Source organism: Flavobacterium soli DSM 19725 (assembly GCF_000422705.1).
Lineage (GTDB): Bacteria > Bacteroidota > Bacteroidia > Flavobacteriales > Flavobacteriaceae > Flavobacterium > Flavobacterium soli.
This window is the reverse complement of record NZ_AUGO01000001.1, coordinates 562,269-575,054: the sequence shown is the minus strand read 5'-3', so window position 1 is coordinate 575,054 and position 12,786 is coordinate 562,269. Positions and strand designations below refer to the sequence as shown.

At 34.3% G+C, this 12,786-nt stretch carries 13 protein-coding genes; 2 read left to right on the top strand and 11 right to left on the bottom strand.

Annotated elements, in window-relative coordinates:
* The first annotated feature begins 160 nt into the window (after positions 1–160).
* The gene (gene hflX, locus G508_RS0102630; protein ID WP_026703867.1) at positions 161–1,390 is read left to right on the top strand and encodes a GTPase HflX; all 1,230 of its coding nucleotides are present in this window, start codon (positions 161–163) and stop codon (positions 1,388–1,390) included.
* A 78-nt stretch (positions 1,391–1,468) separates the two neighbouring features.
* Here the strand turns inward: hflX and G508_RS0102625 are convergent, their stop codons facing one another.
* The 6 genes from G508_RS0102625 to G508_RS0102600 all read right to left on the bottom strand — a co-directional run bounded on the left by G508_RS0102625 (position 1,469) and on the right by G508_RS0102600 (position 5,417).
* Positions 1,469–2,350, bottom strand: coding sequence for a DUF3078 domain-containing protein (locus G508_RS0102625; protein WP_026703866.1), 882 nt, complete (start codon positions 2,348–2,350; stop codon positions 1,469–1,471).
* 75 nt (positions 2,351–2,425) lie between these two features.
* Positions 2,426–2,935, bottom strand: a complete 510-nt coding sequence (locus tag G508_RS0102620) for a DUF2480 family protein (RefSeq protein ID WP_026703865.1) — start codon at positions 2,933–2,935, stop codon at positions 2,426–2,428.
* A 78-nt stretch (positions 2,936–3,013) separates the two neighbouring features.
* Positions 3,014–3,337, bottom strand: coding sequence for an SUF system Fe-S cluster assembly protein (locus G508_RS0102615; protein ID WP_026703864.1), 324 nt, complete (start codon positions 3,335–3,337; stop codon positions 3,014–3,016).
* Positions 3,338–3,339: 2 nt separating this feature from the next.
* A complete protein-coding gene (locus G508_RS0102610) occupies positions 3,340–3,762 on the bottom strand; it encodes a SufE family protein (protein WP_026703863.1) in 423 nt (140 codons plus the stop codon).
* Positions 3,763–3,764: 2 nt separating this feature from the next.
* Positions 3,765–4,190, bottom strand: a complete 426-nt coding sequence (locus G508_RS0102605; RefSeq protein ID WP_026703862.1) for a hypothetical protein — start codon at positions 4,188–4,190, stop codon at positions 3,765–3,767.
* Between the two features lie 12 nt (positions 4,191–4,202).
* Positions 4,203–5,417 (bottom strand): aminotransferase class V-fold PLP-dependent enzyme, encoded by a 1,215-nt coding sequence (locus G508_RS0102600; RefSeq protein WP_026703861.1) that lies wholly within the window; start codon positions 5,415–5,417, stop codon positions 4,203–4,205.
* Positions 5,418–5,675: 258 nt separating this feature from the next.
* Here G508_RS0102600 and G508_RS0102595 point away from each other — a divergent pair, with 258 nt between their 5' ends.
* Positions 5,676–7,019 (top strand): serine hydrolase domain-containing protein, encoded by a 1,344-nt coding sequence (locus tag G508_RS0102595; RefSeq protein WP_026703860.1) that lies wholly within the window; start codon positions 5,676–5,678, stop codon positions 7,017–7,019.
* A 1-nt stretch (position 7,020) separates the two neighbouring features.
* Here the strand turns inward: G508_RS0102595 and G508_RS0102590 are convergent, their stop codons facing one another.
* From G508_RS0102590 to sufC, 5 genes are all read right to left on the bottom strand, one after another.
* Positions 7,021–8,235 (bottom strand): hypothetical protein, encoded by a 1,215-nt coding sequence (locus tag G508_RS0102590; protein ID WP_026703859.1) that lies wholly within the window; start codon positions 8,233–8,235, stop codon positions 7,021–7,023.
* A gap of 175 nt (positions 8,236–8,410) precedes the next feature.
* A complete protein-coding gene (locus G508_RS0102585; RefSeq protein WP_026703858.1) occupies positions 8,411–9,562 on the bottom strand; it encodes a hypothetical protein in 1,152 nt (383 codons plus the stop codon).
* A complete protein-coding gene (locus G508_RS0102580; RefSeq protein ID WP_026703857.1) occupies positions 9,546–10,538 on the bottom strand; it encodes a DUF2157 domain-containing protein in 993 nt (330 codons plus the stop codon). Before G508_RS0102580 ends, G508_RS0102585 begins: the two co-directional genes overlap by 17 nt.
* A gap of 95 nt (positions 10,539–10,633) precedes the next feature.
* Positions 10,634–11,950 carry a Fe-S cluster assembly protein SufD gene (gene sufD / locus G508_RS0102575; protein WP_026703856.1) on the bottom strand — a complete coding sequence of 439 codons (1,317 nt, stop codon included), beginning with the start codon at positions 11,948–11,950 and terminating at the stop codon, positions 10,634–10,636.
* Positions 11,951–12,029: 79 nt separating this feature from the next.
* Entirely contained in the window at positions 12,030–12,776 is a 747-nt protein-coding gene (sufC, locus tag G508_RS0102570; RefSeq protein WP_026703855.1) for a Fe-S cluster assembly ATPase SufC, read from the bottom strand.
* Positions 12,777–12,786: the final 10 nt, after the last annotated feature.

Here is a 12,786-nt window from a genome sequence, read left to right as displayed (position 1 = left end):
TCCGAAAAAATTTTCCGAACCCAAATTTAACAAAATTTAAGAATAGTCTAACGAAAAATTAATTTTTAACTAAATTATGTTTATTTTCTCCGTTAGATTTTAGTTAAAAACAACTGTACAATCCACTCTAAATCATTAATTTTGCAGTACATTTATAACTATGCTAGAAAAAGAAAATATAAATTTTGAGAAGACCATAATTGTTGGTATCATAACTCAAAAACAGGATGAAGAAAAGTTAAATGAGTATCTTGACGAACTCGAATTTCTAACTTTTACCGCAGGAGGGGAAGTTATTAAACGCTTTTCGCAAAAAATGGAACGCCCCAATCCAAAAACATTTGTTGGAACAGGAAAAATGGAAGAAATTCATCTTTATATCAAAGAAAATGAAGTTTCTACCGTGATTTTTGACGATGAATTATCGCCGTCTCAACAAAAAAATATCACCAAAATTTTAAATTGCAAAGTTTTAGACCGAACCAATCTAATTTTAGACATTTTTGCTCAAAGAGCCGAAACTTCTTATGCAAGAACCCAAGTAGAATTAGCTCAATGCCAATATCTTTTACCTCGACTTTCTGGAATGTGGACTCACCTTGAGCGACAAAAAGGAGGAATCGGGATGAGGGGTCCAGGGGAAACTGAAATTGAAACTGACAGACGTATTGTTCGTGATCGGATTGCTCTTTTGAAAGATAAAATCAAGGTTATCGACAAGCAAATGTCTGTTCAGCGAAGCAATCGTGGTGCAATGGTTCGTGTGGCCTTAGTGGGTTATACCAATGTTGGAAAATCAACCTTAATGAATGTCATCAGTAAAAGTGAGGTTTTTGTAGAAAATAAATTATTTGCAACATTAGATACAACAGTTCGGAAAGTAGTCATCAAAAACCTACCTTTTTTATTGTCGGACACTGTTGGATTTATCAGAAAACTACCTACTCAATTGGTAGATTCCTTCAAAAGCACTTTGGATGAAGTTCGCGAAGCCGATTTATTGCTTCACGTGGTAGATATTTCTCATCCTGATTTTGAAGATCATATCGAATCTGTAAACCAGACTTTGAAGGATATAAAAAGTGACGACAAACCTATCATCATGGTTTTCAATAAGATCGATGCTTTCAAACATCTAACTATTGATGAAGACGATTTGATTACTGAAAAAACAACCAAGCATTATACGCTTGAAGAATGGAAAGATACTTGGATGAACAATGTTGGTCAGGAAAATGCCTTGTTTATTTCGGCCACAAATAAAGAGAATTTCGAAGAATTTAGAGAACGGGTTTATGAAGCCGTGAGAGAAATTCATATCACTCGATTTCCTTACAATAAATTTTTGTATCCGGATTATAAAGATGCGGTTGAGAAAGAAGAAAAGTAATAAATACGTAACTGTTTTTACATAAAAAAAGACCTTTAGGATGTGAATCTTAAAGGTCTTTTTTTTAACAGATTTTTTTTAGAATCCATAATTTACTCCTAAACCAAAAACTTGTCGTGTTTGCAAACCTCTAAAAGCGTTATCGTCATAAATCGCTTGAAAAGCAAAGTTGGTCGAAAGATATTTATTGATTTTCATTACGATATTCAAAGTATAATCTACATCCACATTTTGTGGATCTTCCAAATAATTAGAATATAAATTCAAGATATTTTCGGCAGAAACATTAGCCATAATGTTGAGTTTGTAATAAACTGAACTATAAAAACCAAGTTCATATCGCATACTTTTATTAGCATCTACACCAAAATAAGATCCATTAACATAATCTGGAGCTGAAGTGTAATCTTTATTAACAAATGTGAGTTTTGAAGTTGCTGGAGCGAGATTTATTTTTAAATTTTGATCTTTAGTCCATAGCATACCAGGTCCAAAAGTGAGATATCCTGGCGACATAAAATCAGTGTTTTCTGTGCGGATTTCTTGTCCATTTTCATCAGTACCATAAATATATCCTTTGGTGAATTGTGTTCTAAAATTCAAAAAAGCAGAATATGACCATTGTCCTGTTGCTTTTTTACCCAAAATCGAGTTGAATTCCAATCGGTCGTCTGTTTTTTTCTCAAAAGGTGAATTATTGGTTTTTACCAAACCATACGAAGCCATCAATTTGTTATCCCAAGTCCAATCGTCTTTTTTATAATTCAGATCATAATTGATCCCAACATTTCCCGAAAGGTTGTTCTCCCCTCCTGCAGCCCAATTGCTAAAATTAGATTGGTTAAACAGCAACGAAGCATTTCCCTTTGATTTCCAGTGTTTTATGGTATCGTTTTGAGTTTCTTGAGCATTTACAGTCGTAAATCCAAGCATTACTAATAATAGTACGATTCTTTTCATAGTTTTTGTTTTAGTTGGCAAATTAAAGATAGTAATTAATTTGATTCATAAAACGGCAAAGATTATACCAACTGTTTACTTTTTTGACGATTTATAGAGTGGTACCGCCGAACAAGCTTCACCATACATAATGCTTTTTGCAAAAGGTTGTAATTTTTGAGCAGCTAAAATATAAGCTCTCATTGGAACCGGTTTCTTCGAACAGCCTTTGATAATTACAGGTTTATTTTCGTAAACTGAATAATCTATGTGTGGCAATAATTCTTCATACAACACAGCATCTAAATCTTCAACTGTCCCATCTATTACCTTTCTTGCAAATGGAGCCAAATGTAGTGTAACCAAAATCGAAGCCCAAGCTGGAACTATGGCATCCGTGCTGCAAAAAACCGCTACATATTGGTCTTGATATTGTTGCCAATCGTGGTTCTTCAAATATTGACGAAAGTCTTTTTCCTTCAAAAGAAATCCTTCCAAAAGCCATTGCGAAATATCAATTTGTGCACGGCTTACAGCGGGATAATAATCTTCTAAATCAAAAACTTCTAGTGCTGAATTGGCGACTCTGTTTATAATTTCTTCCATCTTATTAGTGTTCAGTGTTCAGTGATTAGTGTTCAGTGGCAAAAACTGCCAACTGCTACTGATCACTGAATACTAAATTTATAGCATTCCCAATTCAAGCTTAGCCTCTTCACTCATCAAATCCTTGCTCCAAGGCGGATCGAAAGTAATCTCTACTTCGGCAGCTTTTACATTTTCGATTGATTTTACTTTTTCTTCAACTTCCCTGGGCAAACTTTCCGCCACTGGACAATTTGGAGAAGTTAAAGTCATCAGTATTTTTACTTCGAAATCAGTATTGACCATTACGTCATAAATCAATCCTAATTCATATATATCTACTGGAATTTCTGGATCATAAATGGTTTTTAATTTCTTTACGATTTGTTCTCCTAGTAAATTGGTGTCTATTTCTTGTTCCATAATTATTTGTTTTGTGAATTGAATGCCAAAGCATACATCTTAATTTGTTTTATCATCGAAACCAAACCATTGGCCCGTGTTGGTGACAATTGATCTTTTAAACCAATTTCGTCAATAAATTTAGTATCGGCTTCTAAAATATCCAAAGGCTTTTGGTTCGAAAATGCCCTAATCAAAACCGCAATTATACCTTTTGTAATAATCGCATCGCTATCTGCCGTGAAAACAATCTTGTCCTCGATTATTTCTCCATGAAGCCATACTTTAGATTGACAACCTTTGATGGTGTTTTCATCCACCTTATATTTTTCTTCAATCAAGGGAAGTCCTTTCCCTAAATCGATTACATATTGAAAACGCTCATCCCAATCATCAAACATTGAGAATTCGTCTACAATTTCGTCTTGTATTTCTTTTATTGTCATTTTTAATTATCTGAAAATGAAACTATTTTATTTACAAATTCTTCAATTTCCACTGGTGGATTTCCATGATCAAAACCTACGGTCTCATATGCTTTTCCTTCATAAACAATCCTTAGATTTGCAATTGCAGCACCATCATAAAATCTTTTTTGAGTTGGATCTTTATAAGTAGCAATTTTCTCTATATCTACTTTTTTGTAAAGATTGGCCAATTCTTTCCAGTCATTACTTGTAAGTTTATACTCCTTTGTTTCTCCATCACGTTCCCGTATCATGGTAAGTTTTTCATCCTGAATGTTGATGTTCAAATAAAATCCCCTCGAAACTGCTTGGTATTCGATTGTTGAACTCTTCATTTCCTTGCTCAATTCTGGGTCACAGCCTTTGGCTAGGAAAAGCGTTAGAACAATCATTGTAAAAATCTTCATGTTTTATTTTTTTTAAGATAACATCCTTTGTGCTTTTTTCACGGCTTCCACCATTAAATCAATTTCTTCCTTTGTATTGTAAAACGAAAACGATGCTCGAATAGTTCCTGGAATACAAAAGAAATTCATAATAGGTTGAGCACAATGATGTCCGGTTCTAACGGCTATTCCTTGTTTGTCGATGATGGTTCCAATGTCATACGGATGAATCCCATCGATATTAAACGAAATTACGGAAGTTTTTTCTTTTGATGTGCCATAAATTTTCAAACCTTCGATTTCTAGCAATCGTTTTGTCCCATATTCCAAAAGTTCTTTTTCTTGCTTTTGAATGTTTTCGAAACCAATTTCATTCAGATAATCAATTGCGGTTCCAAGTACGATTCCTCCAGCGATATTTGGCGTTCCTGCTTCAAACTTATGAGGCAAATCAGCATAGGTCGTTTTTTCGAAAGTCACTTCCTTGATCATTTCACCACCACCTTGGTAAGGCGGTAATTTGTTGAGCCACTCTTCTTTTCCGTATAAAATTCCCGTTCCTGTTGGTCCACAAATTTTATGCCCTGAAAAAGTATAAAAATCACAATCCAATTCCTGAACATCAGGTTTCAAATGTGGTGCAGCTTGAGCTCCATCTATCAAGATTGCCGCGCCAACTTCATGAGCTTTTTCAATCATATACTTAATGGGATTGATAGTTCCCAAAGCATTCGAAATATGATTTACTGTAACTACTTTTGTTTTTTCAGAAAGCAATTTGTCGTATTTGGACATAATTAATTCTCCGTTTTCGTCCATCGGAACTACTTTCAAAGTCGCACCTGTTTTTTCGCAAAGCATCTGCCACGGCACGATATTGCTATGGTGTTCCAAAGCCGAAACCAAAACCTCATCGCCTGGTTTTAAAATCGAAGCAAAACCGTTTGTAACCAAATTGATTCCGTGGGTTGTTCCAGAAGTAAACAAAACTTCGTGGGCGAATTTTGCATTGATATGTGTCTGGATTTTTTTTCTTGAAGCTTCATAAGCATCAGTAGCCAATTGACTCAACGTGTGAACGCCACGATGGATGTTGGCATTGATTTCACTGTAATATTTTGTGATGGCATCAATTACCACTTGCGGTTTTTGAGAAGTCGCCCCGTTATCGAAATACACCAACGGTTTGCCGTTTACCTTTTGGGAAAGTATCGGGAAATCGGAACGAATTTTTTGAATATCTAACATAATTTATTTAGAAAAAATCTAAATACAAAAGTAGTAAAAACCGAGCGGTTTTTTACTAATCACTTGTTAATAAACACAACGAAAGAACTTCTTTGTTTTTGACACGAATTGCACAAATTTTCACTAATTTTTGATTGAATAATTTTTAAATAATTGTTTTGAATTAGTAAAATTAGTGTCTTTATTACTTCCGTTTTTTTACTTTGTATAAATCAGTGTTTGTTTTATATTTACGGAAACACAACATATATTCTTCAAATGAAAAAATTCTTCAAGTTTTTAGGCATTGCACTAGTGTTACTCTTTATTTTCTTCGGATTTACTACTTATCCAAAACTCGATTTGATTTCTGGTTTCTCTGCAAAAAGTATCGCTTCGGGACATTTTATCGATAATCGTTCCCAAGAAATGATAGAATTGGGCGACAATGACATTGACTTGATTGATTTGGCCAAAAACAAAATTAACGAAGAAGACAAATATGCCACCTCATCCGTTTATGGTTTGAAGGAACGAAAAGCCATTTACCGTGAAGGATTGGGTGTGACTTTAATCAATGATGATTTTGATGTTTCTAAACCATATCTGGTACCAAAAAGAACTAAAATTGAAAATAATTTGCCTTATCCTTACGGAAATTTAGAACCCAAAGACACAATTTTCACAAACATTGATTATGTAAAATTAGAAAAAGCTTTGACAGATGCTTTTGATAAAAAAGGAGAAAAAAGCAAGCGAAGCCGTTCGGTTTTGGTTTTATATAAAGACCAAATCGTTGCCGAAAAATACGACACTGGTTTTGATAAAAATTCTAAAATTTTAGGCTGGTCGATGACGAAAAGTCTGACGGCAACCTATTTTGGAATCCTTCAAAAACAAGGCAAAATCAACATCAACAATCCTGCTCCAATTGCCGAATGGAAAAACGACGAGCGTGCAAAAATCACTTTAAATGATTTGCTTCACATGAATTCAGGTTTAGAGTGGGAAGAAAAATACGACAAGATTTGTGATGCCACCAAAATGCTATTTGAAGCCGAAGATATGGCAAAAGTGCAATTGGGAAAACCATTGGCTGGAACACCAAATGAAAGCTGGAATTATTCATCTGGAACCTCTAATTTGTTGTCTGCTGTTTTGAGAAATCAGTTTAAAACCCATCAAGAATATCTGGATTTCTGGTATTCGTCGTTGATTGATAAAATTGGGATGCACTCAATGTTGGTCGAAACCGATATGGCTGGAAATTATGTAGGTTCGTCCTATGCTTGGGCAACCACAAGGGATTGGGCAAAATTTGGATTGTTATATTTAAGAAATGGAAACTGGAACGGCGAACAGCTTTTTGATGAAAGTTGGTCGAAATATGTGGCAACGCCAACCAACACTTCTGAAGGAAGATATGGAGGTCATTTTTGGCTCAATGTTGGCGGAAAATATCCTGATGCCACAAAAGATCTTTACTATGCAAGCGGTTTTCAAGGTCAGAAAATATTCATCATTCCCTCAATGGATTTGGTGATTGTTCGTTTTGGCTTGACCGATGATGAAAAGTTTGATTTTAATGGCTTTTTGAAAGGGGTTTTGGGGAGTTTTAAATAAACTATTTGAAATATTTTACTTTTTCTCCATCAAAATATCCGATGCCGTTGTTTGATGTCAAAAAGACTAGTTCATTCTTGCTTATAAATTCCATTTTGATAACATTCATTTGATATCCTACAGAATGAGACATTCCATATGTCCATGTAATCCAAGGTCTGAAAATAAATTCTTTAGAAACGGCATTGTCTTTTTCAATAATTTTAAAAAATCCATTATTGGTGTAATAGTAAACAAATTCGTCAAACGGGTTGTATTGGATTAATCCTAAATATTCTTCTATATCTATAAAACTGTTTTCAACGTTTGTAGTTTCGTTAAAAATTTTATGTTCGAGTATCTTTTGCAATTCAAATGCTTTATAGTAATCTTTCTCAACTTTTATAAACTTAATAATATTTCCATCAAGCATCATGTGCATCAAACTTGTAGTGGTATAGATATTTCCATTTTTGTCTTCAGTGATTCCTTTTATGTTTGACAAATCAAATTCATGTGGAAAAGCAACTATCGTATCATTACCAACAATTTTGATTTTATTAGGAAACTCTTTTAACAGATAAGCCTTGTTTTTAGGCCAAACATCATACTTATCATTGTAGTGTGAGGAAAGACTTTTAGCTTCTGAAAAAAAATTATTTTTTATATCAAAAAAACAAATATTGCCTCCCCATTCTCCTACATCATAACCAAACCAAATTCTTTCGTTAGAATCTAAAAAAAACACATCCACTGGAACTAATTCCTTTTTACCTTTTTGATGACCTCCAAACATTCCATACATCGAAGATTTCTTTTGAGGCAAATAATGTTGTTTTCTATAGTAAATTGACTTGTTTGAAATTACAATTGGATTATCGTTTTTATCTACTAAAATTTTAAAAATTTTACCTTCTATGAAATCAATTTTATGCTGATTTTTGCCAATATCTTTAAAAATTGAACCATCTGTTTTAGCTAGGATTAGATTGTCCTTTGAAGTTTCAGTAAGAGCTACAACATTATTTTCAATATATATTATCTTATCGTTTTTTAAATTGAACGAAACCAAACTATCTCCTTTTGTTATTGCATAAACTATTCGGTCAACAACTACAAAATCTTTATAATTTGAACTGAAAGACTTTATTTCAATGGCTGGAATACTGTCCCTTTCAAAACTTTGCCCATAACTAAAACAAATGTTTAAAAATAGTATATAAAATATTTTTTTCATGGATGTTTCCTTTGTTCAAATGTAATAAATTTAAGTTTCCAAGAAACCAAAAAGTCTATCAAATAGCCCCGATTTAAGGGAAAATCCTTTTTGTTTTTTCTTTAAAAATAAAAAGATTTGGAAAAAAAGCGGGAACATGGATTCCTAAAATGCCCGAGCCATTCGCTCCTAAATTTTAAAAACTTCCTCCTGCTCCACCACCACTAAATCCTCCGCCACCAAAAGGCATTGTGGATTGCTGTGTTTCCTCGGCGTGTTTTATATCTTGTGAGTTTACAATTATGGCCTCGATGTTGTTGAGCATTGCCGTATCGTTGGTGCGATCGTGTTGAAATGTGATACCGGTTTCGTTTGTTTTTATTTTTTGGATGACGAAATAAACGAAGGCAAAAATTCCTAATCCGGAAAGGATCAAAGCCCATTCTGCAGGCAAAACGCTATGATAATATCGGAAAGTGGCAATGGAAAGTGCGAATGTGAGTCCGCCGATGTAGAGCATTGTTCGGTTTTTTGTTTTTAGGGAATAAAGAATGTAAGCCAGCGGAACCACAAACATCAAGATATAAAACATCCAACCAAAAGGCATGTCTGTTTTGGAATAATCGGCTGATAATAATTCTTCTGAAAGTGTTCTGACTACGAAATAATTCACTGAAACGTATCCAAGAAAAAGCGTGTAGATGAAAAACCACTCTGAGAGATCTTCATACAAATAAAGCTTTTGATGGTCTTTGAATTTTTGATGGATATAATAAAATCCGATGGCTATTGTTACTAAAACAAAAGGCAGAATCGCCGAAATTTCTGTGTTTTCTATCAAAAGAAAACTTACTAGGAAAACAATTCCAGATAGGAAAATCAGGAACGACAGGGTGTTTACGTATCGAATAGCAAACGCCAAACCGATTATAATCATTGAAATAAAAGCACCCATTGGAGAATCGGAATCAGCAACAATTGTCGAATAAAAGCTCAATTGTGCACCAATAATAAAGGCATCATCCAATCCGTGTCGGAAGAAATTTTGGTTGCAAAGCAGTTCTAAAATTGCTACTCCGATAATTGAAACTACGAATCCGATCGTTTCAAAATCAGAACTTGAATTCATAATAATTAAAAAAAGCAATCCAATTATTGAAAGATACAGCAAGACTCCTAAAAGGAAGAAACCAGCTCTTACAAATATATTTCGGCTTGTTTTTAAAGTGGTTAATTGTTGTTTTATCGAATTTAGATTTTCGTTTTGGATGAAGCCAGATTTCCTTAAATCGATAGCTTCTTCGACTAAGAAAGTATTTTCTAAAAGGGTTTTATTGTAGGCTATCATTGGTTTTTTTATTGAAGTTTTTAATCGCTTTTACAAACAAGACTATCGATGTGATGAAATATACCGGAAGAATGATGATAAATAATTCCCAAAAATCTTCAAAATCTGTATGTTCAAGAAGCCTAACTATAAAGATATTAAAGCCGATAAAGCCATATAAAAGCGTGAAAATATAAATAGAAATGGCCTGAATTTCGAAGCTTTTTTGGTAGAAAAAATAGCTTGAACCAGCCATTAGGAATAGAAAAAGAACCCAAATATCGTTTATCAAACCTGCAATACAACAGATGCTTATGAGATGCAAAGCGAAAGTCAACAGCACTAAATCGAAGTGTTTTTTTAGTCCGATATTTTTAGAATAAATCGACCAAAGCACGATGAGTAAACCCAAAATCAAACCGTAATAGGATAAGGTTTCGTTCCAATAAATATCGTTATTGATGAGTGTTCTTGGAGTTAAGGAAATTCCGAGAGAAGTGACCAAAGCTGTAATCCCGATGGATAATGCACTTTTGTTATTGAAATAATAGGCCGAAGCCAATGCTATAAAAGCTGAAATATAGATTGAAATTTCGAAGTAATTCCCAAAAACGGCATATTGAAATTGAATGTAGCCCATGAAACTGCAACTCAAAATAACCGCCAAAAGCACTAAGTAATTGTAAACTGGATTTTCAAAATCGATATCGGTTTTAGAAAATCCTTTTGATTCTTTGAAACTAAAAAAGAAACAAACCGCCGTTAAAACCAGCATTAATAATAAAATAATTGAATGCCCGATGGTATCAATATTTTTATAAATCAATATTCCAACACCGGAAGTAAAGAGCAAAACCGATAAATACATGAGAAAAAGCAACTCATTGCGAAGCGAAAAAATACCTTGTGAAAAGTAATTCCGAATTCCCACTTCTTGTTCTTTGGTCAACAGTTCCTTATCCAAAAGCTTTTGAACGTTTCTATTGGTTGTATCCATATTAATTTGATTATAATGCTACTATCAAATATATGAATTTTAGTATGCGAAAAGGCTTTAAATAAAAAAAGTTGCCTTTCGACAACTTTTAATTTTTATAAATCAAATCCAATATTCACGCCTAATTTCATGGCGATAATTTTGGTGATTCTCGCTTTCAGGGCTGGAATTTTGACGCTTTCGATGACTTCATTTGTAAAGGCATACATCAATAATGCTTTGGCTTCTTTTGCTGGAATTCCGCGGGATTGCATGTAGAACATGGCGCGTTCGTCCAATTGTCCGATGGTGCAACCGTGGGAACATTTTACGTCATCGGCAAAGATTTCCAATTGTGGTTTTGCATTTACCGAAGCTTTGTCGCTCAACAAAATGTTGTTGTTTTGCTGGAAAGCGTTGGTTTTTTGAGCTTCTTTTTCTACGTAAATCTTACCGTTGAAAACACCTGTTGACTTGTCGTCTAGAATTGTTTTATAATTCTGGTGGCTCTCGCAGTTTGGCGTGGCGTGTTGCACCAAAGTATAATGATCCACGTGTTGTTTTCCTTCAATTATCGTGATTCCTTTTAACGTAGAATCGATATATTCACCTTGGTGGTAAAAATTCAGGTTGTTTCTTGTCAAGTTTCCTCCGAAAGAAAAAGTATGTACCGAAGCGTGGCTTTGCTCTTTTTGGGCAATATAAGTATTATCAATCAACGATGCTTCGAGATTGTCATTTTGGATTTTATAATAATCGACAATCGCTCTTTTTTGTGCAAAAATTTCGGTAACAGAATTCGTCAAAACTGGATTTTCGTTCAACGATTGATGCCTTTCGATGATTTGAACGTGAGCATTTTCTCCAACGATAATCAAATTACGAGGTTGAACCAAAAGTGCCGATTCTGTTCCGGTAGAAAAATTGATGATCTCAATTGGCTTGTCCACCACTTTGCTTCTCGGAATGTTGATGTAAGCTCCTTCATACGCGAAAGCGGTATTTAAGGAAGTCAAGCTTTCGTCTTTATTGGCAATTTTATTGAAATATTCATCAATTACCATTTTGTATTTAGGTTTTGTCAATGCCGATGACATCAAGCAAACATCCAAACCATCGTGTGTGGTTGACGACAAGAATGAACTGAATACTCCATCCACAAAAACTACTTTATAGGTGTCAACTTCGTGCAAATAATATTTTTTTACATCCGAATATTGAACCGTATTTTCATTTTTTGGGAATACGCTAAAATCATTTTTTAAGATGGCATTCAACGAAGTATATTTCCAAGCTTCGTCTTTTTTTGTCGGGAAGCCTTTTTCTTCAAAATTCTTAAATGCTTCTGTACGAACATCGTGCAAGTCGGCATCGACATCCACACGTTCTTCAAAAGCCATAAAAGACGATATAAGTTTTTCTTTTAATTCCATTTCTTTTTGTTTAAAGTTTAAAGTTTCAAAAGTTTAAAGTTCTCGAGAGCAACCTTAAACCTTAAACCTTAAACAAATTTTAATTCTCCGCTTTAATCCAGTCGTAACCTTTTTCTTCCAGTTCGTAAGCCAATTCTTTTCCGCCTGATTTTACGATTTTCCCGTTGTATAAAACGTGAACGAAATCTGGAACGATATAATCCAAAAGTCTTTGGTAATGCGTGATTACGATGATGGCGTTGTTTTCGCTTTTCAGTTTATTCACACCATTTGCCACGATTCTCAACGCGTCGATATCAAGACCTGAATCGGTTTCGTCAAGGATAGCCAATTTCGGTTCCAGCATCGCCATTTGGAAGATTTCGTTTCTCTTTTTCTCTCCACCCGAAAAACCTTCGTTTAAGGAACGAGACAAGAATTTACGGTCGATTTCCAACAATTCAGATTTCTCACGAATCAATTTCAGCATTTCGTTGGCTGGCATTTCTTCCTGACCTTTTGCTTTTCTAGATTCGTTAATCGCTGTTTTCATAAAGTTCGTTACCGAAACTCCAGGAATTTCTACTGGATATTGGAATGAAAGGAAAACGCCTTTGTGTGCTCTCTCTTCCGGAGCCAAATCGGCTAGATCTTCGCCATCCAATTCTACAGAACCATCTGTCACTTCATAATGTTCGTTTCCTGCAATTACGGCAGAAAGTGTACTTTTTCCAGAACCGTTTGGTCCCATAATGGCGTGAACTTCGCCCGCTTTCACTTCAAGATTGATTCCTTTTAAGATATCCTTATCTTCAATTCCAGCGTGTAAATTTTTTATACTTAACATTGTTGCTTTT

Excerpts from the sequence above, each read along its gene's own strand:
- G508_RS0102615 (WP_026703864.1), bottom strand. The coding sequence starts at position 3,337 with ATGGAACAAGAAATAGACACCAATTTACTAGGAGAACAAATCGTAAAG.
- G508_RS0102595 (WP_026703860.1), top strand. The coding sequence starts at position 5,676 with ATGAAAAAATTCTTCAAGTTTTTAGGCATTGCACTAGTGTTACTCTTT.
- sufD (WP_026703856.1), bottom strand. The coding sequence starts at position 11,950 with ATGGAATTAAAAGAAAAACTTATATCGTCTTTTATGGCTTTTGAAGAA.
- G508_RS0102600 (WP_026703861.1), bottom strand. The coding sequence starts at position 5,417 with ATGTTAGATATTCAAAAAATTCGTTCCGATTTCCCGATACTTTCCCAA.
- G508_RS0102590 (WP_026703859.1), bottom strand. The coding sequence starts at position 8,235 with ATGAAAAAAATATTTTATATACTATTTTTAAACATTTGTTTTAGTTAT.
- hflX (WP_026703867.1), top strand. The coding sequence starts at position 161 with ATGCTAGAAAAAGAAAATATAAATTTTGAGAAGACCATAATTGTTGGT.
- G508_RS0102610 (WP_026703863.1), bottom strand. The coding sequence starts at position 3,762 with ATGACAATAAAAGAAATACAAGACGAAATTGTAGACGAATTCTCAATG.
- G508_RS0102620 (WP_026703865.1), bottom strand. The coding sequence starts at position 2,935 with ATGGAAGAAATTATAAACAGAGTCGCCAATTCAGCACTAGAAGTTTTT.
- sufC (WP_026703855.1), bottom strand. The coding sequence starts at position 12,776 with ATGTTAAGTATAAAAAATTTACACGCTGGAATTGAAGATAAGGATATC.
- G508_RS0102585 (WP_026703858.1), bottom strand. The coding sequence starts at position 9,562 with ATGATAGCCTACAATAAAACCCTTTTAGAAAATACTTTCTTAGTCGAA.
- G508_RS0102605 (WP_026703862.1), bottom strand. The coding sequence starts at position 4,190 with ATGAAGATTTTTACAATGATTGTTCTAACGCTTTTCCTAGCCAAAGGC.
- G508_RS0102580 (WP_026703857.1), bottom strand. The coding sequence starts at position 10,538 with ATGGATACAACCAATAGAAACGTTCAAAAGCTTTTGGATAAGGAACTG.
- G508_RS0102625 (WP_026703866.1), bottom strand. The coding sequence starts at position 2,350 with ATGAAAAGAATCGTACTATTATTAGTAATGCTTGGATTTACGACTGTA.